This window comes from Xylanimonas allomyrinae (assembly GCF_004135345.1).
In the GTDB taxonomy this organism is placed as follows: domain Bacteria; phylum Actinomycetota; class Actinomycetes; order Actinomycetales; family Cellulomonadaceae; genus Xylanimonas; species Xylanimonas allomyrinae.
The window spans coordinates 1516637-1539575 of the sequence record NZ_CP035495.1; the positions used below are offsets into that span (position 1 = coordinate 1516637).

Genomic DNA, 22939 nt, shown 5'->3' on the forward strand with positions numbered 1-22939 from the left:
GCCGGGGCGAGGTCAGTGCGTGCGGCGGCGGGTCAGGCGCCCAGCAGGTGGGTCGCCAGGTAGGAGGCGACCTTGTCGAGGGCGATGCGCTCCTGGGTCATCGTGTCGCGGTGGCGCACCGTGACGGCCTGGTCCTCCAGGGTGTCGAAGTCGACCGTGACGCAGAACGGGGTGCCGATCTCGTCCTGGCGGCGGTAGCGCTTGCCGATGGCCTGCGTGACGTCGTAATCGACGTTCCAGTGCTGGCGCAGCTCGGCAGCGAGCTTCTCCGACACCGGCAGGAGGTCGGCCGACTTGGACAGCGGCAGCACCGCGGCCTTGACCGGGGCCAGGCGCGGGTCGAGGTGCAGCACGGTGCGCTTGTCGACACCGCCCTTGGTGTTGGGCGCCTCGTCCTCGTCGTACGCCTCGATGAGGAAGGCCATGAGGCTGCGGGTGAGACCCGCGGCCGGCTCGATGACGTACGGGTAGTACTTCTCGTTCGTCACCGGGTCGCGGTACATCAGGTCCTTGCCGCTGTGCTCCGAGTGCGTCTTGAGGTCGAAGTCGGTGCGGTTGGCGATGCCTTCGAGCTCACCCCACTCCGAGCCCTGGAAGCCGAACCGGTACTCGATGTCGACCGTCCGGGTCGAGTAGTGCGACAGCTTCTCCTGCGGGTGCTCGTACTGCCGCAGGTTCTCGGGGTCGATGCCCAGGCCCGTGTACCAGGCGGTCCGCTGGTCGATCCAGTACTGGTGCCACTCGGCGTCGGTGCCGGGCACCACGAAGAACTCCATCTCCATCTGCTCGAACTCGCGCGTGCGGAAGATGAAGTTGCCGGGCGTGATCTCGTTGCGGAACGACTTGCCGATCTGCGCGATGCCGAACGGCGGCTTGCTGCGCGAGGCCGCGGCCACGTTCTGGAAGTTGACGAAGATGCCCTGCGCGGTCTCGGGGCGCAGGTAGTGCAGCCCGGACTCGTCCTCGACGGGGCCGAGGTACGTCTTGAGCATCATGTTGAAGTCGCGCGGCTCGGTCCACTGGCCGCGCGTGCCGCAGTTGGGGCACGCGATCGTGTCGAGTGCCACCTCGTCCGGGTTGTCCAGACCCTTCTTCTCGGCGACGGCCTCCTGCATCTGGTCGACGCGGAAGCGCTTGTGGCACGAGAGGCACTCGGTCAGCGGGTCGGTGAACACGCCGACGTGGCCCGAGGCGACCCACACCTGGCGCGGCAGGATCACCGAGGAGTCGAGGCCGACGACGTCGTCGCGCCGCGTCATGGCCTTCCACCACTGCCGCTTGATGTTCTCCTTGAGCTCGACGCCGAGGGGTCCGTAGTCCCACGCGGAGCGCGTGCCTCCGTAGATCTCGCCCGAGGGGAACACGAAGCCCCGGCGCTTGGCGAGGGAGACGACGGCGTCGAGACGGGCGGTAGCGGACTGCGCAGCGGCCACGTGATCACTCCTGGAGGTCGGCCGCCGGTGGCTCCGGCGGACGGGCACGATGACGCCGGTCGGCGTCGGCGCCCCAGCCTACGTCCCGCCCGGCAGCGACGCGGCGCGCCCGCCGCCGGGGCGCGCTCGGCGCCCCGGAGTTGACAATCATTCTCACATCTCCTGAAAATCATTCTCATGCACCTGCGACGTACCGCTGCCCTGGCGGCCACTGCCGTCCTCGTCCCGCTCGCCCTGACGGGCTGCGCCACGACCCCGAGCGCCGACGACGCCGACGGGCGCGTCCAGGTGCTCGCCTCGTTCTACCCGCTGCAGTTCGTCGCCGAGCAGGTGGGCGGCGACCTCGTCGACGTCCAGAACCTCACGCCGCCCGCGGCCGACCCGCACGACCTCGAGCTCTCCCCCGCCCGCTCCCGCGAGATCGGCCAGGCCGACGTCGTCGTGTTCCTGTCCGGCTTCCAGCCCGCCGTCGACGACGCGATCGCACAGCGCCAGCCCGAGAACGTCGTCGACGCCGCCGACCACGTGACGCTCCTGTCGGCGTCCGTCACGGGCGGGGACCAGGCCCACAGCCACGACCACGAGGCGGACGAGGCGGACCACGCACACGACGACGCCGAGGCCGATCACGACCACGAGGCGGACACCGGCGCGACGGACGACCACGCCGACCACGACCACGCGACGGACGACCACGACCACGCGACGGACGACCACGACCACGCGACGGACGAGGCCGCGACGGACGAGGCCGCGACCGACGACCACGCGACGGACGGCGACGCAACCGACGACCACGCGGCCGACGACCACGCCGACCACGACGACATGTCCGGCAACGACCCGCACTTCTGGCTCGACCCGACGCTGCTCGCCCAGCTCGCCGACCCCGTCGCCGACGCGCTCACCAAGGCCGACCCCGGCAGCGCCGAGACGTTCGCCGCCAACGCCGCCGCCCTCCGGGACCGGCTCGCCGACCTCGACCAGGAGCTCGCGGAGGGCCTGGCCCCGTTCAAGGGCGCGACGCTCATCACGAACCACACCGCGTTCGGATACCTCGCACAGCGCTATGGTCTGGAGCAGGTCGGCATCACCGGCCTCGACCACAACACCGAGCCGTCACCGGCCCGCCTGCGTGAGATCGGTCAGATCGCGCGCGACCACAACGTCTCGACGCTGTTCTACGAGACACTGGTGAGCCCGCGCGTGGTGCAGACCCTCGCGTCGGACCAGGGACTGAAGTCCGCCGTCCTCGACACGCTGGAGGGCCTGAACCAGCAGAGCCTCGACGCGGGCGACGATTTCATCTCGATCATGCAGCGCAACCTCCAGATCCTCCAGGAAGGACTCGTGGCCCCGTGAGCCCACATCCTCCACAGTCCGGAGGGCTCGGCCGCACCCGCGCGGCCGAGCCCTCCGGGCCTTCCGCGGGCGGCAGCACGGGCGGCGCCGACGGCAGCCACGCCGACGGCGCCCGTGCCGACGTCGTGATCGCCGCCGCGGGCGTGCACGTCCGGCTCGGCACCAGCCACGTGCTGCGCGGCGTCGACCTGACGGTGCGTCGCGGCGAGGTCGTCGCCCTGCTCGGCGCGAACGGGTCGGGCAAGTCGACGCTCGTGCGGACGCTCGTGGGCGTGCTCACGCCCGCGGCGGGCACGGTGCGACTGCCCGGTGCGGCCCGTGTCGGCTACGTGCCGCAGCGCGTCTCGGCGGCCGGCGGCCTGCCCGCGACGGCGGCCGAGGTCGTCGCCTCGGGCCTGCTGCGTCCCGGCCGGCTGCGCCTGCCGCGCGGGTGGCGGGCGCAGGTCGCCGAGGCGCTCGCGCAGGTCGGTCTGGGCGAGCGCGGCAACGTGGCCACCAACCACCTCTCGGGCGGCCAGCAGCAGCGTGTGCTCATCGCACGCGCCCTGGTGCGCAAGCCCGATGTGCTGGTGCTCGACGAGCCCGTCGCCGGCGTCGACCAGCCCTCGCAGGAGCAGTTCGCGGCGACCATGACACGCCTCGTCGCGCAGGGCATCACCGTGCTGGTGGTGCTGCACGAGCTCGGCGAGCTCGCCCCCCTCGTGACGCGCGCCGTCGTGCTGCGGCACGGGCGCGTGGTGCACGACGGCGCCCCGCCCCGTCCGCGGGCGGGGCACGCGGACGCCGGCCACGACCACGTGCACCCGCACGCCGACGGCATGGTGCCGCTCGACAGCATCGAGACCGGCTTCGCCGGGATCGAGGACGCGACCGCGGCCCTGACCGAGCACGGCGACCCCGACGTCGCACCGCGTGCCGTGCGCCCGCAGCGGGCGCTGAGCCACGCCTGCCCAGAGATCACGGAGGAGTGATGGTCGCGGAACTGCAGATGATGCTGTCCGACACGCTCATGCAGCGCGCGCTGATCGCGGCGCTGCTCGTGGGCGCGGCCGCTCCCGTCGTGGGCACCTACCTGGTGCAGCGGCGCCTGTCGCTGCTGGGCGACGGCATCGGGCACATCGCGCTGACCGGTGTCGCGCTCGGCTGGCTGATCGGCTCGCTGCTCGGGCTGCGCCCGCACGACGTGCTGACCGTGCCGGGCGCCGTGGTCACCGCCGTCATCGGCTCGGTGCTCATCGAGGTGGTCCGCCGCCGCGGCCGCACGTCGGGTGACCTCGCGCTCGCGCTCATGTTCTACGGCGGCGTCGCGGGCGGCGTGCTCATCATCGGCATCGCCGGCGGCACGTCGGGCAACCTCATGGCGTACCTGTTCGGCTCGATCTCGACGGTGTCCACCACGGACCTGTGGCTGACGGTCGTGCTGTCGCTCATCATCCTGGCCGTCGGGATCGGGCTGCGCACCGCGCTGTTCGCGGTGAGCCACGACGAGGAGTTCGCCGTCGCGTCGGGCCTGCCGGTGTGGCTGCTCAACATGGCCGTCGCGATCGTGTCGGCGCTCACCGTGACGGTCGCGATGCGCGTGGTGGGGCTGCTGCTGGTGTCGGCGCTCATGATCGTGCCGGTCGCCGTCGCGCAGCAGCTCACGCACTCGTTCCGGCGCACGATGCTCGTGGCGTCGGTGGTGGGCGTCGTCGTGTGCGTCGTCGGGCTGAGCATCACGTACTGGCACAACGTGTCACCGGGCGCGACCATCGTCGTGCTCGCCATCGGGGTGTACCTCGCGGCGTCGCTGTTCCGGCCGCTGCTGCACCGGCGCGGGGCGCTCGCCCCGCACGACCCGCACCCCGACATCCCCGACGACGTCGCCGTCGCCGTCTCCCCCAGGAGGGCGTGTGAGCACCACCCAGCACGGGCCCGTCCGCATGACGCGACAGCGCGCGGCCGTGGCCGACGCGCTGCGCAGCGCCGACGAGTTCCGCAGCGCGCAGCAGCTTCACGAGGTGCTGCGCGCCCGCGGCGACACGGTCGGGCTCGCCACCGTGTACCGCACGTTGCAGACGCTGGTCGACGGCGGCGACGTCGACGTGCTGCGCACCGACGACGGCGAGGCGGTGTACCGGTGGTGCGCGCGCAGCGAGCACCACCACCACCTGGTGTGCCGGGCGTGCGGGCGCACCGTCGAGATCGACGGGCCGACGGTCGAGGCGTGGGCCGCGATGGTCGGCACCGAGCACGGGTTCAGTGACATAGAGCACACGGTCGAGCTGTGGGGGACGTGTCAGGCCTGCCGCGAGGCGTGAGAAGGTTAGGTAATGCTTACCTCGTCGGCGGCTGGTCCGCCGATCACCGGTGAAGCCACGCCGCCGTCCGTCCACCAGCGCCGCGCGCGCTTCGTCGCCGTCCTCGTGGCCGCGCTCGCGCTGCTGGCCCTCGTCGTCGCCGCGAGCCTGCTGCTCGGCGTGCGCACCGTCGCACCGGGCCAGGTGTGGGCCGCCCTGCTGCCCGGCTCCACGGGCCACGACCCCGGCAACCCGGACCAGGCGGTCGTGCTTCAGCTGCGCGTGCCGCGCACCGTGCTGGGCCTGCTGGCCGGCCTCGCGCTCGGATGCGTCGGCACGGTCATCCAGGGCGTCACCCGCAACCCCATCGCCGACCCCGGCCTGCTGGGCATCACGCCCGGCGCGTCGCTCGCCGTCGTCGCCGCGGTCTCGTTCCTCGGCGTGTCGACGCCGCTCGGATTCGTGTGGTTCGCCTTCGCCGGGGCGGCGCTGGCCGCCGTCGTCGTCTTCGCGATCGGGCACGCGCAGCCCGTGCGGCTGGCCCTCGTGGGCGCGGCCCTGACCGCGTTCGTCACGCCCGTCATCGCGCTGCTGCTGCTGCGCGACGTCCAGGCGTTCGACCAGTACCGCTTCTGGGCGGTCGGCTCGCTCGCGGCTCGTGGCCTCGACACGGTCGCCGCGCTGTGGCCGTTCCTCGCCGTCGGCGTCGTGCTCACCGCCCTGCTCGCGCCGCGCCTGACGCTGCTGTCCATGGGCGACGACGTCGCCGCGGCGCTCGGGCAGGACGTGCGGGTCACGCGCGGGCTGGCCGCGGTCGCGATCGTCGTGCTCGCCGGGACGGCGACCGCCTTCGCCGGGCCGATCGCCCTCGTCGGCCTCGTGGTCCCGCACGCCGCCCGGCGCCTCGTCGGGTCCGACTACCGGCGCCTGACGCCCGTCGCGGCCGTGCTCGGCCCGGCGATGCTGCTCGGCGCCGACGTCGTGGGGCGCCTCGTCGTGCCGAACTCCGAGCTGGAGGCCGGCGTCGTCGCCGCGTTCGTCGGGGCACCGGTGCTGGTCGCCGTGGCGCGCGGCCGCTCCGTGGCGGGGGTGTGAGATGAGCGCCGAGACCCTGGACACGGTCGTCGCGCTTCGCGGCGCACGCCGTCGGCGAGGCTCGCTCGTGATCGGCGTGACCCTCGCGGCGGCGCTCGTGCTCGCCACGTTCGCCCTCACGCTCGGGGCCGCCGGGCTCAGCCCGTTCCGCGCGCTGGCCGCCGTCGTCGGCGCGGGCGACGCGACCGACGTCTTCGTCGTCCAGCAGCTGCGCCTGCCGCGCGTGCTCGCCGCGCTGCTGGGCGGGGTCGCGTTCGCGCTCGCCGGCGCGCTGTTCCAGTCGACGCTGCGCAACCCGCTCGCCAGCCCCGACATCCTCGGGGTCTCGACGGGGGCGAGCCTCGGTGCCGTGTGGGCGATCCTCGGCCTGGGCGTCTCCGGGCTGGCCGTCGCGGGCTGGGCGTTCGGCGGCGCGCTCGCCGCGGCGGCCGCGATCTGGGTGCTGGCCTGGCGGCGCGGGCTGCACTCGATCCGGTTCGTGCTCGTGGGCGTCGGCGTCTCGTACGTGTGCGGCGCCGTGCTCGCCTGGCTCATGGCACGCGCCGAGGTGCGCGCGGCGCAGACGGCGCTGCTGTGGACCATCGGCTCGGTCGCCGACGTGCGCGGCACGCCCCTGACGATCCTCGCCGTCGGCGTCGCAGGGCTCGGCGCGGCGACGGTCGTCCTGGCCCGCACGCAGGGCCCGCTGGCGCTCGGGGACGAGCACGCCGCCGCGCTCGGCGTCCGTGTCCACGCCGCGCGCGCCACCGCGCTGCTGGTCGCCGTCGCGCTCGTGGCCGTCGCGACCGCGGCCGCCGGGCCCATCGCGTTCGTCGCGCTGGTCGCCCCCGCGATCGCGCGCCGCCTGCTCGACGACGGCGGCGCCGCGCTCGCGACGTCGTCGGCCGTGGGCGCGCTGCTCGTGCTCGCCGCCGACCTCGCCGGGCAGCACGCCGTGCCGACGATGTCCGTTCCCGCGGGCATCGTGACCGGCCTCGTCGGCGCCCCCTACCTGCTGTGGCTGCTCAGCGGCCGCTCCGACCGAAGGACGTCGCCCTCGTGACCGCCACGACCACCGCCCCCGCCCTGCGTGCCGAGGGAGTCCGGATCGGCTACGACGGCCGCCCCGTGATCGACGGGCTCGACCTGGACCTGCCCGCGGGCCTGGTCACGGCGATCGTCGGCCCCAACGCCTGCGGCAAGTCGACGCTGCTCAAGGGCCTGGCGCGGCTGCACCCCCTCGAGGCGGGCCGCGTGCTGCTGGGCGGGCGCGACGTGGCCGGCATGCCGCGCCGGGAGCTCGCGCGCCGCCTGGGCGTGCTGCCGCAGAGCTCGATCGCCCCCGACGGCGTGCGCGTGGCCGAGCTGGTCGCGCGCGGGCGCTACCCGCACCAGGGCTGGTTCGGCCGCCACTCCTCGACCGACGACGCCGCCGTCGCGCGCGCCCTCGCGGCCACCGGGGTCGCCGACCTCGCGGACCGGCCCGTGGCCGAGCTCTCGGGCGGGCAGCGGCAGCGCGTGTGGATCGCCATGGTGCTCGCGCAGGAGACCGACCTCGTGCTGCTCGACGAGCCGACGACGTTCCTCGACGTGGCACACCAGGTCGACCTGCTCGACCTGCTCGCGGACCTCAACGCCGAGCGCGGCACGACGGTCGTCATGGTGCTGCACGAGCTCAACCTCGCGGCGCGGTACGCCGACCACCTCGTGGTCATGCGCGACGGTCGCGTCGTGGTCCAGGGCGAGCCGGGGGCGGTGCTGACCGAGCAGGCGGTGCATGACGCGTTCGGGCTCGAGGCGCGCGTGGTGGCGGACCCCGTGGCCGGGACGCCGCTCGTGGTGCCCGTGGGCCGGCACGGGGCGGCCGCGCGCGGGTGAGCCCTCCCGTTCGGGGCGACCGTGGCCGGCCGCACCGTCGTCGTGACGCTCGCGCGTCGCGCACGCGGCCCCACCGACGACGACCGGCGCGACCCTGTTGCCGAAAACGCTCTCCGTCAGGTTAGCCTTACCTCACCAACCATCGCCTCGCGGTCTCGCCGCGAGCGTCCCAAGGAGTGTGCGTGCGTTCTCGCCGTCCCCTGTCCGTCCTGACCGCGCTGGCCACCGTCACGGCCCTGGCCCTGTCCGGCTGCTCGTCGTCGACCCCCGACGCGCCCGCCTCCCCCACGGAGGCCACCGCCGGCGACGCGACCGACGCCTTCCCCGTCACCGTGACGTCCGCGCTCGGCGACGCAACCATCGAGTCGGAGCCGCAGCGCGTGGCCACCTGGGGCTGGGGCTCCACCGAGGCCGCGATCGCCGTCGGCGTCTACCCGGTCGCCGTGGCCGAGCAGCGCTGGACCGTCGGCGCCGGCAACCTGCTGCCGTGGGTCGAGGACGCCTTCGAGAAGGCCGGCAAGGACCTCCCGGCGACCCTCACCGACGACGCCGCCGGCTCCACCGTGCCCTACGAGGAGCTCATCGCCGCCCGGCCCGACCTCATCCTGGCGCCCTACTCGGGGCTCACGCAGGAGCAGTTCGACACCCTGAGCAAGATCGCGCCCGTCGTCGCCTACCCCGACGGCCCCTGGACCACGAGCTGGGACGACGTCATCCGGATCACCGCCAAGGCGCTCGGACGGACCGCCGCCGGCGACGCGGTGCTCGCAGGGATCGACGCGTTCCTCGCCCAGCAGAAGGCCGCGCACCCCCAGTTCGAGGGCACGACGTTCGCGGGCATCTGGGACGGCGACGGCTCGGTCTCGGTCTACACCCGCGCCGACTCGCGCGTCGGGATCCTGGAGCGCGTCGGCCTGACGATCGCCCCCTCGGTCTCGGACCTCGACACCTCGGACGGCGGGTTCTTCTACGACCTGTCCTACGAGAAGCTCGACCAGCTCACCGCCGACTTCGTCATCATCTACGGCAACAGCGAGCAGGAGGTCGCCGCATCGCTCGCCAAGCCCGCGATCCAGGCGATCCCGGCGGTCGCGGCCGGCCGCGTGGTCACCGTCGTCGACCCGGTGACCGTGTCGTCCGTGTCCCCGCCGACGGCGCTGACGTTCCAGTGGGCGAACGGCCTGCCCGCCCTGATCGACCAGATCGCGGGCGTGGTGGGCTGAGGCACCGACGTCGGGGCGCCCACGGCGGGTGCCCCGACGCGTCGCCCCCGTGCGCGTCGTCGGCGCCCCCGGGCTCGTCAGGCGATCGAACCGAGCACCTGGGCGATGAGGATCTTCCCGATCATCATCGCCGGGTAGATCATGGCGTACCCGAGCGCGACCCGTGCGTCGGACCCGGTGGCCCCGTTCGAGAACGCCAGCAGCGCGGGCTGGGTCTGCACCGCCGACAGCATGCCCGCGGTCTTGGTGCCGCCCGTGCCGAACAGCCGGCGCACCACGAGGTAGGCGACGGCCACGAGAGCGCTCGTGAAGAAGGCACCGAGCAGCACGATGCGAACCCAGTCGCCGGACGCGAACGCGGCACCGATCTGCCCACCGGCCGTCGTCCCGGCCTGCGCCAGGAACAGCAGCAGCCCCAGGTCGGTCAGCGCCTGTGACGCGGAGATCGGCATGCTCAGCGCGACCGGCCCCACGCGCCCCACCCGGCCGAAGACCAGACCCACGATGAGGCACCCGGCGGCCACGCCCAGCGACAGCCCGACACCCGGCACCGTGACCAACCCGACGAGCGCGCCGATCGCCATCCCACCCGCCAGCGCGAGCGGGTTGAGCTCGGAGTTCCCGCGCGCCGAGTCGCCCAGGAACGCCGTCGCCGAGTCCATCCGGTCGGCCGGACAGATGACCCGCAGACGGTCGCCCATCTGGAGGATGTCCTCGGGGGCGGCGACCTTGTCGACGTCGCCGCGCCGGATCCTGGTGACGGCGGCACCGAACTGGGTGCTCATGCGCAGATCACCCAGCGTGACGCCGACCAGGGCAGGGCTGGACACGGTGATGCGGCGCATCGCGAGGCGGTGCGACTCCCGTTCGATGTGATGGGTGGAGACGTGCCCGAGCAGGGTCGTGGCCTCCTCGACGAGGTTCGTCGGGCCGTCGATGACCAGGACGTCCCCCACCCGCAGCGGGTCGTCGAACATGGCCGTCTCGACCGGACCGTCCTCCTCGTGGCGCACACGCGAGAACGTCACCTGCTCCGAGAACCACTCGTTGACGTCCCCGAGCGTCCGGAAACCTTCGGTCCGCTCCACCCGGATCGAACGGGACACGACCTGCGGCGGCGTGTCCGTGTCGGCGGATCGGTGACGCAGCGCCAGGACGATCAGGGCGAGGGGGCCCAGCGCCCCGAACAGGTAGGCGACGGAGTACCCGATGGTCGGGACCGAGCTTCCGGACGCCTCGACCGCGGCGCCGAGCGCCGGGGTGTTGTTGACGGCCCCCGCGAACGTCCCCGCGATCAGCGGAACGTCCATCCCCATGGCCAGGCCGACCATGACCCCCACGACCGCGACCACGACGAGAGCGGCCACGACCGACACGACGAGCCGCCACGCGGTCCGCAGCGACCGGAAGAGACTAGGACCGCACGCGACGCCGATGGTGAACGTGAACAGCATCAGGCCCAGCGACCCGACCAGTGCGGGCACCTCGACGGGGGTCCCCTGACCGTCGGCCCACGCGGCCACGCCGATCGCCGTGAACAGCACGGCCGCAGGGCCGAGCGCAACCCCGCGCACCTTGATCTTCCCGAGCGCGGTGCCGAGGCAGATCAGCGCGAACACGAAGACGAGCGGCTGCTCGGAGAGCAACGTGAGCACAGGCAGCATGGCGACCGCTGACCTCCTTGGCGACCCTCCTCACAGCATCGGCACCTGCGGGCCCCGACCCCTCGTCGTGTGCGCTCAGTGATCGTTTTCAAGGCGCTGGCCAGGTCTACGCTCGCGGCCGGCGCGCGCACCCCGGTCCGCCACCGCCGCGGTGCGCGCGGCGGCGGCCGGTCACTCGCCCGCCGGACCCGGCAGGTCCACCGCCCCGCCGTAGCGCCGGTCGCGGCTCGCGTACTCCTCGCACGCCTTCCACAGGTGGCGCCGGTCGACGTCGGGCCACAGCTCGGGGATGAACATCAGCTCGGCGTAGGCGGCCTGCCAGATCATGAAGTTCGAGATCCGCTGCTCGCCCGACGAGCGCAGGAACAGGTCGACGTCGGGCAGGTCGGGCTCGTCCAGGTACTTCTGGATCGTCTTCTCGCTGACCTTGTCCGGGTTGATCTTCCCGGCCACGGCGTCGCGCGCGATCGCGGCGGCGGCGTCCGCCAGCTCGGCGCGACCACCGTAGTTGACGCACATCGTCAGCGTGCACCTGTCGTTGTCGCGCGTCATCTGCTCGGCGACCTGAAGCTCCTTGATGACCGAGCCCCACAGGCGCGGGGTGCGCCCCGCCCAGCGGATGCGCACACCCCAGGAACCCATCTCGTCACGCCGCGACCGGATGACGTCACGGTTGAAGCCGAGCAGGAACTTGACCTCCTCGGGCGACCGCTTCCAGTTCTCGGTGCTGAACGCGTACGCGCTGATGTGCTTGACCCCGAGCTGCACGGCCCCGGCGACCACGTCGAGCAGCGACTTCTCACCCTGCTTGTGACCTTCGATGCGGCTCAGCCCGCGCTGGTTGGCCCAGCGGCCGTTGCCGTCCATGACGACGGCGACGTGCCGGGGCAGCAGGTCGGCCGGGATGGGTGGCGGCGTCGCTCCCGACGGGTGCGGGTACGGCTCGGCGTAGGTGCGGGGCATCAGACCTCTCTCACGGTCGTCGGGGTGCGGTCCACGTGCCGCAACGAGCGCAGCGTGCGTTCCAGGTAGTACTGCGTGTAGGCGGCCACGAGGCCGGAGGCCTCCTTGCGGTGTCGCTCCCCCGCCGCGTCCGCGACCGCCCACTCACCCGTCAGCAGCGCGGCCAGCAGGGCGAACGTCTCGGGTGCGGGCGCGGTCGAGCCCGGTGGCCTGCAGCGCGCGCACACCGCGCCTCCCGTGGCGACGGAGAACGCGTGGTGCGGCCCGGGCTCGCCGCACCGCGCGCAGTCGGTGAAGGACGGCGCCCAGCCGGCGACGGCGAAGGCCCGCAGCAGGTAGGAGTCGAGCACGAGCGAGGGCGCGTGGTCGCGTTGCGAGAGCGCCCGCAGCGCCCCAGCCAGGAGCCAGTACTGCTGCACGGCGGGCTCGCGCTCGGCCTCGACGAGGCGGTCGGCGGCCTCCAGCATCGCCGCGCCCGCGGTGTACAGGGTGTAGTCGGCGCAGATCGCGCGGGCGTACGGGCCGACGGTCTCGGCCTGCGTCACGGTGTCGAGCGAACGGCCCACATGAAGCTGCGCGTCCACGACCATGAACGGCTCGAGCCGGGCCCCGAACCGCGACGACGTGCGGCGCACCCCCTTGCCGACGGCACGTACCTTGCCGTGCTCGCGCGTCAGGAGCGTGACGATGCGGTCGGCCTCACCCAGCTTCTGGGTGCGCAGCACGATGGCGTCGTCTCGGTACAGGGGCACGGGAGCATTCTCCCCCGCCGCACCGACAGCGCCGGTCCGCGGCCACGTCGTGCGCCCCGGGCGGACGGACGGCGGACGGACGGCGGACCGACGCTGCTCTGGGCGGATCCGCCGAGAGCAGCGCGCCCTGCCACCGCCGTCTGCCGCCGTGCACGGTGGAGGCATGAGCGACACACCCGCATCACGCCTCTTCGACGCTCGTGCCCGTCGCGAGCTCTACGACCGCCGCGTCCTCGTGCTCGACGGCGTGCTCGACGACGACAACGGCACCCTGCTGGCGACGCAGCTGATCACCCTCGCGGCCGAGGACGACTCCGACATCGCCCTGTGGATCCACTCCCCTGGCGGGTCGGTCCCCGCGATGCTCGCGATCAGGGACCTCATGCGCACCGTCCCCTCCGACGTCGCGACGCTCGCCCTCGGCATCGCGGCCAGCGCCGGGCAGTTCCTCCTGTCGGCCGGCACCCGCGGCAAGCGCCGGGCGCTGCCGCACGCGCGCGTGCTGCTGCACCAGGGCTCGGCCGGCATCGGCGGCCCCGCCGTCGACATCGCGCTGCAGGCCGACGACCTGCGCCACACGCGCGACACCGTGCTTCGCCTCATCGCCGACGACGTCGGCCAGCCCGTCGAACGCGTCTTCGACGACTCGCTGCACGACCACTGGTTCACGGCCGGCGAGGCACGCGAGTACGGGTTCGTCGACGCCGTCGTCACGTCGTACGCGGACATCGCGCCGCTGCGGCGAGGCCGCGCCGGGTTCGGCCACACCGAGGAGGAGCAGTGACCTACACGATCCCCCACGTCGTCGCCGCGCACCCGCGCGGCGAGCGCATCATGGACGTCTACTCCCAGCTCCTGACCGAGCGGATCGTCTACCTGGGCTCGGCGCTCGACGCGGGCGTCGCCAACGCGCTGATCGCCCAGCTCCTGTTCCTGGAGTCCGCCGACCCCGACTCCGACATCCAGCTCTACGTCAACTGCGAGGGCGGCGACCCGAGCGCAGCCCTCGCCGTCTACGACACGCTGCGCTACGTGCGCCCCGACGTCGCCACGACGTGCGTGGGGCAGGCCGTCGCCGTGGGCGCCGTCCTGCTCGCGGCCGGCGCCCACGGCAAGCGTGCCGCGCTCCCGCACGCCCGCGTGGTGCTGCACCAGCCCGCCGCGCAGGGGCGAGGGCCGATCCCCGACCTCATCCTGCAGGCCGACGAGGTGCTGCGGATCCGCTCGGACCTTGAGGACGTGCTCGCGCGGCACACCGGGCAGGCGGTCGCCACGCTGCGTGCCGACACCGACCACGACCGCGTGCTCACGGCCGCGCAGGCGCGGGACTACGGCATCCTCGACCACGTCATCGAGGTGCGCTGAGTCGTGTCGAGGTGCGCTGAGTCGTCGAGCGGCGCTGAGCTCAGGCCGCCAGCGCCCACGCCGTCGGGCCGGCGTGCGCGCGCGCGGACGCCGGCGTGCGCGCGGCCCGCAGGTCCGCGGCGACGCCGAGGGTCAGGTCCACGAGCGTGACGTCCAGCGCACCTGCGACGGCGGCGATCATCTCGCTCGACGGTTCCTTGACGCCCCGCTCGATCTCCGACAGGTACTGCGGCGAGACGCCGGCCCGGCGCGCGACGTCACCCAGGGTTCTGCCGCGGCGATGCCGCAGTCGCCGGAGCCGCTCGCCCAACGCGTCCCGCCACAGCGGTTCGCCCGCTTCGCTCGCCATGGGACGACGCTACCGACGGCGCCGCCCCGCGCGCCCTCGGCTCCGCTGACAGCGGAACGAGGGTGCGCGCGGGGCGGCCGGGCGTCAGTCGCGGGCGGCGAGCCAGGAGTGCTGCGGCTCGTAGCCGAGCACCCGGCGGGCCTTGTCGATGCTCAGGAGCGTCTCGCGCCCGTGGACCGGACGCTTGAGCGGCACCTCGGGAAAATGCTCGGCGAGCAGGGACGCGGAGTCGCGCTCCATGACGGTGTCCCCGTTGGCCACGATGAACGCCTCCCACCCCGTCAGGTCGGCCTCGAGCGCCAGGCGCACGGCCTGGGCGCCGTCGCGCGCGTCGATGTACCCCCACAGGTTCCAGCGGCGCTTGCTCGCGTCGTCCTGCCAGCCGGGGAACTGCGCGTAGTCCTCGGGCAGCATGACGTTCGAGAAGCGCAGCCCGACGAGCTTGAGCGACGGGTCCCACCGGGTCAGGTGCCGCGCCATCTCCTCCTCGACGGCCTTGCCGAGCGAGTAGGTCGTCTCGGGCCGCACCGGGTAGTCCTCGTCGACGGGCACGTACGGCGGCGGCACGTCGAACGGCAGCCCCAGCAGGGTCTCGCTCGACGCCCACACCACGTTCCTGATCCCGGCGACGCGCGCGGCCCGGAACACGTTGTACGTGGCGGGCACGTTGTTCGCGAACGTCGCCGCGTCGGGCGCGAGGCCCGGTGCGGGGATCGCGGCGAGGTGCACGACGGCGGTGGCGGGCGCCGACTCGTCGAACCCGGTGACCAGCTCGACGACCTGGCCGAGGTCGGTCAGGTCGGCTCGCACGAACCGCGCGGGCAGCGGCTCGGGCGGCGGCGTGCGGTCGGCGGCCACGACGTCCCAGCCGTGCTCGGCGAGGTGCCGGACGACGGCCGGTCCCAGCCGCCCGCTGGCCCCGGTGACGACCACGCGCCCCGAGGTCGCGTGGTGCGGGAGGGTCGCGGCCATCAGGCGCGTGCCGCGCGGTTGACCGCCGAGACGATGGCCTTCAGGGACGCGGTCGTGATCGACGGGTCGACACCCACGCCCCACAGCACGTCGTCGCCGACGAGGGCCTCGACGTACGCGGCGGCGCACGCGTCGCCGCCCTCGGACAGCGCGTGCTCGGCGTAGTCGAGCACGCGCACCTCGACGCCTACGTGCGAGATGGCGTCCACGAACGCCGCGACGGGTCCGTTGCCGACCCCCTCGAGCGTCAGCTCCTCGCCCCGGTCGAGCACGTCGATCGACATCGTCGTGGCGCCGTCCTCGGCCGACACCGTGCGCGTCTCCCGCAGCTTGAGGCGACCCCACGGTTCGAGTCCCGCCGCGTTGTCCGGGTCGACCGGGAGGTACTCGTCGGTGAAGATGCGCCAGATGTCGTCGCCGGTCACCTCGGTGCCCCCGGCGTCGGTGTGCTTCTGCACGACGCCCGAGAACTCGATCTGCAGGCGGCGCGGCAGGTCCAGGGCGTGCTCGGTCTTGAGCAGGTAGGAGATGCCGCCCTTGCCGGACTGGGAGTTGACGCGGATGACGGCCTCGTAGGACCGGCCGACGTCGCGCGGGTCGATCGGCAGGTAGGGCACGCCCCACGTCAGCTCGTCGATGTCCTTGCCCGTGGCCTCGGCCCGCCCGGCCATGTGCTCGAAGCCCTTCTTGATGGCGTCCTGGTGCGAGCCGGAGAACGCCGTGAACACCAGGTCGCCCGCGTATGGGTGCCGCTCGTGCACGGGGAGCTGGTTGCAGTACTCGACGGTCCGGCGGATCGCGTCGATGCCGCCGTCGACGGTGAAGTCGATCTGCGGGTCGACGCCCTGGCTGAACATGTTCATGCCGAGCGTCACCAGGTCGACGTTGCCGGTGCGCTCGCCGTTGCCGAACAGGCAGCCCTCGATGCGGTCGGCGCCCGCCTGGTAGCCGAGCTCGGCGGCGGCGACGGCGGTGCCGCGATCGTTGTGCGGGTGCAGCGAGAGCACGACGTTCTCGCGGTGGTCGAGGTGGCGGCTCATCCACTCGATCGAGTCGGCGTACACGTTGGGCGTGGCCATCTCGACGGTCGCCGGCAGGTTGATGATCACGGGGCGGTCCGGCGTCGGCTCCAGGACGTCGAGCACCGCGTTGCAGATGCGGGCCGCGAACTCCAGCTCGGTGCCGGTGTACGACTCGGGCGAGTACTCGTAGTACACGGTCGTCTCGGGGACGGTCTCCTCGAGCTTGCGGCACAGCCGCGCACCCTGGAGCGCGATGTCGACGATGCCGTCGACGTCGGAGCGGAACACGACCTCGCGCTGGAGGATCGACGTCGAGTTGTAGATGTGCACGATCGCCTGCTTCGCGCCGCGGATCGCGTCGTACGTGCGCTCGAGGAGGTGGTCACGGCACTGCGACAGCACCTGGATGACGACGTCGTCGGGGATGCGACCGGACTCGATGAGCATGCGGACGAAGTCGTAGTCGGTCTGCGACGCCGACGGGAAGCCGACCTCGATCTCCTTGTAGCCCATGCGTACGAGCAGCTCGAACATGCGCAGCTTGCGCTCGGCGTTCATCGGCTCGATGAGGGCCTGGTTGCCGTCGCGCAGGTCGACGGCACACCAGCGCGGCGCCTTGGTGATGCGGGTGTCCGGCCACGTCCGGTCGGGCAGCGAGACGTCGATCTGCTCGTGGAACGGCACGTACTTGCGCACGGGCATCGGCGTCGGCGTCTGCGGGTTCCGGGCAGCGATGCCGCGGGTGGTCTCGTGAATCATGCGGGTTCCTTCGGGCTCGGTGTGGTCAGCCGGCACACCACGTCAGCCGCGGCGAGGGGACCGGCCTCAGAGGGCCCCGCCGCGGCACGCAAGGAGGAGGCTCACCGTGCGCCGCACAGCGCCACCATACCCCTGCGCCGGTCCGCGCCCGCCCGGCGGCCGCGATCTGGGCGGTCAGCCGCGCGCACGCAGCGCCGCGTCGATCTGCGGGTCGCCCAGCGCGCCCAGCCAGTCGAGCAGCGCGGGGTAGGTCGACGGGTTGGCCGCGACCAGCGGTCGCAGGTGCGGCGCCTCCTGGACGATCAGCGCCAGGTCGGCGAGCGGGGTGCCCGGGTCGATGGCGTGCGCCGCGGTCCACCGTGAGTCCGGCATGTCGCCGACGGCGGGCAGCACCTGCGTCGCGCCGACGACGCCGAACGGCCCGGTGGGCCCGTGGTGCTCCGGCACCGGGGCCTGCGCGGGAGGCGACGGGTCGGCCGGCTCGCCCTCCCCTGCGGGGCCACCCGCCGCACCGGGCGCCGCGGTGGGTGCGACCGCGGGGGCCGAGCTGGTCGCGAGCACCACCGTCTGGGTCGGGTCGGGCTCGAGCGGAGCGGGAGAGGACCCCCCGGCAGCGTGGACCCCGCCCGGCGGCGCGGCCGCGACCCCGGCCGCCGGAGGCTCCGGATCCGCGGGGGGCTCCGCCGTCACCGGAGCGTCGGCCTCGGGCGCCGCCTGCGGGGCCTGGACCCGCAGCTCGCGCAGCGACCGCGGCACGAGCAGCACCGACAGGACGATCGCGGGCAGCCCGAAGGCCAGGAGCACGTCGACGGGGCTGGTCCGCGTGCTCGCACCCGCACGCACGACGATGAGCACGACCCCGAGCGTCGCGATGACGAGCGCGGCGCCGACGGCGGTGGCGTGGCCCGTGGCGACGTCACGCCTCAGGGCGCGATACGCGAAGAACGCGACGACCGCGACGGCGATGCCGAACACGAGCCTCAGCACCGAGGACGGCGACACCCCGTCCTCGCCGGAGTCGATGAGCCAGGTCAGCGCGATCAGCGCGACGTAGCCGCCCAGCGCGAGCGCGAGCACCAGCGCGAGCACGGCGGCGTCGGCCCACTGCCGCGCCTGGGCGCCGGCCTCGACCGCGTGCCCGACCACCCGCGGCACGGCCGCCGCGGCCATGACCGGCAGCAGCACGATCCCGAACCAGCCTCCGTCGACGCTCTCGACCCAGGGCACCACGGTCTGGCCGCCCAGGAGCGTGCCCGCGAGCGCGATGACGACCCCCAGCCCGACCAGCAGCACGCCCGCCGCGTGGTCCCCGTGCTCGAGGCGCCAGACGGTCAGCCAGAGCACCCCCAGCGCCAGCAACGACGTGAGCACCACCCCGACGAACCGCCAGGCGGAGAACCCGGCGTCGACCACGTCGAGCACCGGGGAGGCGACGGCACCGAGGGCGAGCACGCCCGCGACGACCAGCACCAGGCGCGGCCACGCGATCTCGGCGGCCAGCACCGCGCCCGCCAGCCCGATCCCGAGCCCGATGCCGATGCCGGTGAGACCGCCGGGCAGCACGTCGCGCACGAGGTGGGCCACCGCGACGACCGCCAGCGGGATCACGCCCAGGCTGCGGGTTCTCCGTTCGTCGGCGGCCCACGTGGCCGTCACCAGCTCGGCACGGCGCGCATACGGCACGACGACGGCCAGCAGCGCGACGATCGTGGCGAGCACGACCTCGATGCGGTCGCTGCCGCGCGCCTGGGCCGTCCACGGCAGCACCACCCCGGTCAGCAGCGCGACGGCTGCGACGACGTCCCGCACGAGGTCGCGCGCGGGAACTCCCGCGAACGGCCTGCGCGGTGAGCGTTCGGTGGTCGTGACGGCATCGGTCATGGGCAGTGTCTCCCTCGTTCGCGGCGCCCGCCTGGACGCCTGCGGTCGTTTCTACCGTCTTCACCTGGGGATGTCAGGCCCCGGCCCTCAGATCCCCAGCTGGAAGACGCCCCAGTAGGTGAGCCACAGCAGCAGCGACAGCGCACCGACCAGCACCGCCCACACGGTCAGGTGGGCGGGCCAGCCCTTCGCGACGACCGCCTCGTGGTCGCCCGCTCGGCGCTCCGTCAGCACGTCACGCACGCGCCCGATGAGCAGCGCCGCGCACACCACGGTCGCCAGGCCGAGCAGGCGCACGCCGATCCACCCGGCCTGCACGACGAGGTCGTCCTGCTTGTAGTTGAGCGCGAGCCGGGCGACGGCGCGCAGGTACAGGACCAGGGCGGCCGTGGTCACGACGGAACCCGCGCCCAGCCCTGCCAGCACCGGCCCGACGCCGCGTGCCAGATGTGCCGTGCGTCGGCCCCGCAGCGCGCCGCGGCCCACGGCGGTGAGCCGGCGCAGCAGCGCGGAGGTGCCCCACACGAGCGGGCCGACCAGGAGCAGTGCGACCCCGCCCAGCACGGCACCGATGATGATGTCTCCGTTGCCCCACCACCGTGGCCGCGGCACGGGAGAGGCGAGGTAGAGCTGCTGCGGCTGGGCCCCGGCGATGCGCGGCTGCGCCGTCGCGGTCTCGGGCAGCCCCTGGACCCAGGCGGCGACGTCGCGCGGGAACTGCGGCACGAGGGTCCCGTCCACGCGCAGCCCGTGGTTGGCACCCTCGTAGAAGCGGACCGTGACGGGCGCGGCGGTGCCGCCCACGGCCGTGTCGGCGATGATCTGGCGCGTGCCCTGCTCGATGGGCATGGACGGGTCGCCCGTGCCGTAGGCGACGAGCACGGGTGCCGTCTGCCGTTCGAGCCACGGCCGGACGTCGAAGTCGGCGTAGTCGAGCAGCCCGGTCGGGAGCTGGATGCCGACGGCGCGCGGGATCGCGCGGAAGACCTGCTGGGGCACGTTGGTGTTGCGCAGATAGTTGTCGACGGCGAACGCGGCCTGCTGCCGTGGCTCGACGACGGGTGCCGAGACCAGCACGGTGAACGCGACGCTCGGGTCCTTCGCCTGCATGATCGGCACGATCCAGGCGCCCTCGGACTCGCCGTAGACCCCGACGCGGGCGGGGTCGACCTCCGGGACGTCGCGCAGGACGTCGACCGACCGCAGGTAGTCGTCGGCCATGGTGACGTAGTCGCGGCGCCAGGTCGTGTAGGTGTCGAGACGCTTGTCGGGAACCAGCGTGACGACACCGGCCGAAGCGATCTGCGTGGCCTGCGCGACGAACGCGCTGCTCGCCTTGCCCGTGCCTGCCCCGTGCACGAACACCATGCCCGCCAGACCGTCGCCCGCCCCGACCGGTTCGCGCAGCAGGCCGCCGACGGTGGCCCCGTCGAGGTGGATGCTGACGGGCGTCTCACGCACGGCGAACGTGCCCGGCGGGTGGACGCGCCCGTCGGCCGCCCCGGCCTCCGTCCCGCCGATCGCCGTGGACGACGCCGCCGGGCGAAGGTGGTCGGTGATGGGCACCGGGTCCCAGGTGGGACCGGCGAGCGCCCCGGCGACCGCGAGTCCCACGAGGATCGCCGCACTCGACGCAACCGTCCGCAACACCACCTCGGGAGAATACCCGCGCAGCCGTCGCGCTCGGGGCGAACCGCCGAAGCGGAGCTCCCGTCGACGGATCGACCCGGCCCGGTCGGCACTTCGCGCCACCGGCCCTGGACCCCCATGCCGCGTCGATAACGTTCCCCCGTCCTCGACGGCGACCGGTCCCCCGGCGTCGTCGGCGCCCCCTGCGCCTGGACCCGCACCTGCCGCCACGCGGCGGGTCGTTGCAAGGAGCAAGCATGTGGAAGAAAGCGCTGATCGCTGCCGCGATCCTCGCGCAAGCCGTGTACATCGTCTATCGCGTCGGGTTCACGCTTCCCGTGCGATTCGGCCTCGTCGCGATGGTCTTCGCCGTCGTGCTGGTGGTCGCGGAGATGTCGTCCGTGTTCCAGGGGCTGTTCGAGTTCTTCACCTTCGGGCGCCGCAACGCGGTCCGCAAAGGCCCGCTGGCCGACGAGGACTATCCCGACGTCGACATCTTCATCACCACGCACAACGAGTCCCGCGGTCTGATCTACAAGACCCTCAACGGGTGCACGACGCTGCACTACCCCGACCCGGCCAAGGTCCACATCTACCTGCTGGACGACACGAACCGGCCCGAGATGCGTGAGCTCGCCGCGAGCTTCGGCGTCGACTACATCGGGATGGACGCGGGCGAGAACCCGAGCAAGAAGGCGGGCAACCTCAACAACGCGCTGCGGCACACAGCCTCCCCGCTCGTGGTGTGCCTCGACAGCGACATGATCCCGAAGAGCACCTTCCTCGACGAGGTCGTGCCCTACTTCTACGAGACGGCCCACAACACGCCCGAGGAGGTCAGGGCCTACGTCCGAGAGCTGGAGTCGAACGGTCACCGCTACCGCGTCGGCTACGTGCAGACGCCGCAGGACTTCTACTCGCTCGACTTGTTCCAGCACAACCTGTTCGCCGAGGACATCATCCCGAACGACCAGGACTACTTCTTCAAGAAGGTGAACGAGGCGCGCTCGTCGATGAACTCGCCGATCTTCTGCGGCTCCAACGCGATCCTCTCGCGCGAGGCGCTGGTGTCGATCGGCGGACTGTCGACCGACAGCATCACCGAGGACCTCTCGTCGAGCATCAAGCTCCAGAAGGCCGGGTACGTCTCCAAGGCCATCTCCGAGAGCTATGGCTACGGCCTGTCGCCGTTCACGATCGACGACCTCAGGTCCCAGCGCACCCGCTGGAGCCGCGGGTTCGTCCAGGCCATGCGCGCGAACAAGCCCTTCCGCAGCCGGCTGTCATTCCTTGCCAAGCTCAGCTACCTCGACCTGTACAACTATTGGATGTTCGTGTTCCGGCGCGTCGTCTTCATGGTGCTGCCGATCGTGACCGTCCTGCTGGGCGTGCGCGTCCTCGACACGGACGCCCTCCACTTCGTCGCCCTCTGGGGCGGGGCGTACGCGCTGTACAACGTGACGCTGGCACGCACGTCGGACGGGACCATGGGCCGGTTCTACAGCAATCTCGTCGAGACGATCCTGGCGCCGTACCTCGTCGTCGGGCTGGCCAAGGAGCTCGTGGGGATCCGCGAGGACCGGTTCGTCGTGACCCCCAAGAGCGCCCAGAGCGTCAACGACACGCCCAGCCTGCGCTTCACCGTCCTGAACTGGGTCACGTTCGTCCTGACGGTGGCGGCGCTGGTGCTCAACATCGTCAACATCCAGGGCATGCCGTTCGTCTCGCAGCTCATCGTCGGGTACTGGCTGCTCCAGAACGCCGTGCTGCTCGTCTACGCGATCAGCTTCACCAAGACGCGCCCGGGCATGGAGGACGAGCTGACCAAGTGGAGCATCACGCTGCCCGCGACGGTCGCCGTCTGCGGGGCGCGGTTCGACGCCACGACCCACGAGCTCAACGAACGGCACATCACCGTGCGCTCCGCGCAGGACCTGGCCCTCGCACCGGGCGACCTCGCCGCCCTGACCGTCACCGACGACCGCTACAGCGCGTCCCTGCGGGTGTCGTACCTGCACCGCTCCGGCGACCTGCACACGTTCGGGATCGACGAGTCGGCCGAGACGTTCAACGCCGAGCTCAACCAGTACCTGGACATCCTTCATGACCGGGACACGACCTACAAGCACACCGGAGGCAGCCGCCTCGCCTGGGCCCCGAACTTCCTGAAGAACCTGCGCAACATCCTGCCCGCCGCCCCGGCGACGGCCCGCGGTGCCGACGTCCGCGCGGCACGCCGCGCCGCAGACCTCGAGGCGACGACCGTCGGGGCGCTCGTCGTCCCGCGACCGCGGGCCGCCGCCGGCCGCCGCCGCTGAGGGTGGACCGGCGGGG

Annotated in this window: 19 protein-coding genes and 1 pseudogene; 11 read left to right on the forward strand and 9 right to left on the reverse strand. The window is 72.9% G+C overall.

Annotated elements, in window-relative coordinates:
• Positions 1-32 precede the first annotated feature (32 nt).
• Positions 33-1433: a glycine--tRNA ligase gene (locus ET495_RS06985; protein ID WP_129203745.1), complete on the reverse strand. Its 1401-nt coding sequence runs from the start codon at positions 1431-1433 to the stop codon at positions 33-35.
• A gap of 177 nt (positions 1434-1610) precedes the next feature.
• Here ET495_RS06985 and ET495_RS06990 point away from each other — a divergent pair, with 177 nt between their 5' ends.
• The 8 genes and pseudogenes from ET495_RS06990 (at position 1611) to ET495_RS07025 (ending at position 9249) form a co-directional block, all read left to right on the forward strand.
• The gene (locus tag ET495_RS06990) at positions 1611-2795 is read left to right on the forward strand and encodes a metal ABC transporter solute-binding protein, Zn/Mn family (protein ID WP_129203747.1); all 1185 of its coding nucleotides are present in this window, start codon (positions 1611-1613) and stop codon (positions 2793-2795) included.
• A 125-nt stretch (positions 2796-2920) separates the two neighbouring features.
• Entirely contained in the window at positions 2921-3766 is an 846-nt protein-coding gene (locus tag ET495_RS06995; RefSeq protein ID WP_245993415.1) for a metal ABC transporter ATP-binding protein, read from the forward strand.
• Positions 3766-4686: pseudogene (locus ET495_RS07000) on the forward strand (metal ABC transporter permease); the annotation flags it as partial. The gene ET495_RS06995 and the pseudogene ET495_RS07000, both read left to right, overlap by 1 nt.
• A gap of 31 nt (positions 4687-4717) precedes the next feature.
• Positions 4718-5095: a Fur family transcriptional regulator gene (locus ET495_RS07005; RefSeq protein WP_129205923.1), complete on the forward strand. Its 378-nt coding sequence runs from the start codon at positions 4718-4720 to the stop codon at positions 5093-5095.
• 12 nt (positions 5096-5107) lie between these two features.
• Positions 5108-6169 (forward strand): FecCD family ABC transporter permease, encoded by a 1062-nt coding sequence (locus ET495_RS07010; protein ID WP_129203751.1) that lies wholly within the window; start codon positions 5108-5110, stop codon positions 6167-6169.
• A gap of 1 nt (position 6170) precedes the next feature.
• The gene (locus tag ET495_RS07015; protein WP_129203753.1) at positions 6171-7211 is read left to right on the forward strand and encodes a FecCD family ABC transporter permease; all 1041 of its coding nucleotides are present in this window, start codon (positions 6171-6173) and stop codon (positions 7209-7211) included.
• Positions 7208-8026, forward strand: a complete 819-nt coding sequence (locus ET495_RS07020; protein WP_129203755.1) for an ABC transporter ATP-binding protein — start codon at positions 7208-7210, stop codon at positions 8024-8026. Before ET495_RS07015 ends, ET495_RS07020 begins: the two co-directional genes overlap by 4 nt.
• 182 nt (positions 8027-8208) lie before the next feature.
• The gene (locus tag ET495_RS07025) at positions 8209-9249 is read left to right on the forward strand and encodes an iron-siderophore ABC transporter substrate-binding protein (RefSeq protein WP_129203757.1); all 1041 of its coding nucleotides are present in this window, start codon (positions 8209-8211) and stop codon (positions 9247-9249) included.
• Between the two features lie 77 nt (positions 9250-9326).
• Here ET495_RS07025 and ET495_RS07030 read toward each other — a convergent pair whose 3' ends face one another.
• From ET495_RS07030 to recO, 3 genes are all read right to left on the reverse strand, one after another.
• Positions 9327-10913, reverse strand: a complete 1587-nt coding sequence (locus ET495_RS07030) for an aspartate:alanine exchanger family transporter (protein ID WP_129203759.1) — start codon at positions 10911-10913, stop codon at positions 9327-9329.
• A gap of 171 nt (positions 10914-11084) precedes the next feature.
• A complete protein-coding gene (locus tag ET495_RS07035; RefSeq protein WP_129203761.1) occupies positions 11085-11876 on the reverse strand; it encodes an isoprenyl transferase in 792 nt (263 codons plus the stop codon).
• Entirely contained in the window at positions 11876-12628 is a 753-nt protein-coding gene (gene recO / locus ET495_RS07040) for a DNA repair protein RecO (RefSeq protein WP_129203763.1), read from the reverse strand. Before recO ends, ET495_RS07035 begins: the two co-directional genes overlap by 1 nt.
• 163 nt (positions 12629-12791) lie before the next feature.
• On the opposite strand from recO, the gene ET495_RS07045 reads away from it, so the two are divergent.
• Together ET495_RS07045 and ET495_RS07050 are read left to right on the forward strand one after the other, a co-directional pair.
• On the forward strand, positions 12792-13412 hold the full coding sequence (locus ET495_RS07045; RefSeq protein WP_129203765.1) for a ClpP family protease: 621 nt from the start codon (positions 12792-12794) through the stop codon (positions 13410-13412).
• 50 nt (positions 13413-13462) lie between these two features.
• On the forward strand, positions 13463-13993 hold the full coding sequence (locus ET495_RS07050) for a ClpP family protease (protein WP_129205924.1): 531 nt from the start codon (positions 13463-13465) through the stop codon (positions 13991-13993).
• A 40-nt stretch (positions 13994-14033) separates the two neighbouring features.
• Here the strand turns inward: ET495_RS07050 and ET495_RS07055 are convergent, their stop codons facing one another.
• The 5 genes from ET495_RS07055 to ET495_RS07075 all read right to left on the reverse strand — a co-directional run bounded on the left by ET495_RS07055 (position 14034) and on the right by ET495_RS07075 (position 20629).
• Complete coding sequence (locus ET495_RS07055; RefSeq protein ID WP_129203767.1) at positions 14034-14342, reverse strand: helix-turn-helix domain-containing protein; 309 nt, start codon at positions 14340-14342, stop codon at positions 14034-14036.
• Between the two features lie 84 nt (positions 14343-14426).
• Entirely contained in the window at positions 14427-15314 is an 888-nt protein-coding gene (locus tag ET495_RS07060) for an NAD-dependent epimerase/dehydratase family protein (RefSeq protein WP_129203769.1), read from the reverse strand.
• A complete protein-coding gene (leuA, locus tag ET495_RS07065; protein WP_129203771.1) occupies positions 15314-17095 on the reverse strand; it encodes a 2-isopropylmalate synthase in 1782 nt (593 codons plus the stop codon). The genes ET495_RS07060 and leuA overlap by 1 nt, the downstream gene beginning before the upstream one ends.
• 174 nt (positions 17096-17269) lie before the next feature.
• On the reverse strand, positions 17270-18976 hold the full coding sequence (locus tag ET495_RS07070) for a DUF7937 domain-containing protein (RefSeq protein WP_129203773.1): 1707 nt from the start codon (positions 18974-18976) through the stop codon (positions 17270-17272).
• 87 nt (positions 18977-19063) lie between these two features.
• Positions 19064-20629 carry an alpha/beta hydrolase family protein gene (locus ET495_RS07075; RefSeq protein ID WP_170220573.1) on the reverse strand — a complete coding sequence of 522 codons (1566 nt, stop codon included), beginning with the start codon at positions 20627-20629 and terminating at the stop codon, positions 19064-19066.
• Between the two features lie 233 nt (positions 20630-20862).
• On the opposite strand from ET495_RS07075, the gene ET495_RS07080 reads away from it, so the two are divergent.
• Positions 20863-22923, forward strand: coding sequence for a glycosyltransferase family 2 protein (locus tag ET495_RS07080; RefSeq protein ID WP_129203775.1), 2061 nt, complete (start codon positions 20863-20865; stop codon positions 22921-22923).
• The last annotated feature ends 16 nt before the right edge of the window (positions 22924-22939 follow it).

Excerpts from the sequence above, each read along its gene's own strand:
- ET495_RS06990 (WP_129203747.1), top strand. The coding sequence starts at position 1,611 with ATGCACCTGCGACGTACCGCTGCCCTGGCGGCCACTGCCGTCCTCGTC.
- ET495_RS07005 (WP_129205923.1), top strand. The coding sequence starts at position 4,718 with ATGACGCGACAGCGCGCGGCCGTGGCCGACGCGCTGCGCAGCGCCGAC.
- leuA (WP_129203771.1), bottom strand. The coding sequence starts at position 17,095 with ATGATTCACGAGACCACCCGCGGCATCGCTGCCCGGAACCCGCAGACG.
- ET495_RS07045 (WP_129203765.1), top strand. The coding sequence starts at position 12,792 with ATGAGCGACACACCCGCATCACGCCTCTTCGACGCTCGTGCCCGTCGC.
- ET495_RS07070 (WP_129203773.1), bottom strand. The coding sequence starts at position 18,976 with ATGACCGATGCCGTCACGACCACCGAACGCTCACCGCGCAGGCCGTTC.
- ET495_RS07035 (WP_129203761.1), bottom strand. The coding sequence starts at position 11,876 with ATGCCCCGCACCTACGCCGAGCCGTACCCGCACCCGTCGGGAGCGACG.
- ET495_RS07030 (WP_129203759.1), bottom strand. The coding sequence starts at position 10,913 with ATGCTGCCTGTGCTCACGTTGCTCTCCGAGCAGCCGCTCGTCTTCGTG.
- ET495_RS07050 (WP_129205924.1), top strand. The coding sequence starts at position 13,463 with ATGGACGTCTACTCCCAGCTCCTGACCGAGCGGATCGTCTACCTGGGC.
- ET495_RS07010 (WP_129203751.1), top strand. The coding sequence starts at position 5,108 with ATGCTTACCTCGTCGGCGGCTGGTCCGCCGATCACCGGTGAAGCCACG.
- ET495_RS07060 (WP_129203769.1), bottom strand. The coding sequence starts at position 15,314 with ATGGCCGCGACCCTCCCGCACCACGCGACCTCGGGGCGCGTGGTCGTC.
- ET495_RS07080 (WP_129203775.1), top strand. The coding sequence starts at position 20,863 with ATGTGGAAGAAAGCGCTGATCGCTGCCGCGATCCTCGCGCAAGCCGTG.
- ET495_RS07015 (WP_129203753.1), top strand. The coding sequence starts at position 6,171 with ATGAGCGCCGAGACCCTGGACACGGTCGTCGCGCTTCGCGGCGCACGC.
- ET495_RS07055 (WP_129203767.1), bottom strand. The coding sequence starts at position 14,342 with ATGGCGAGCGAAGCGGGCGAACCGCTGTGGCGGGACGCGTTGGGCGAG.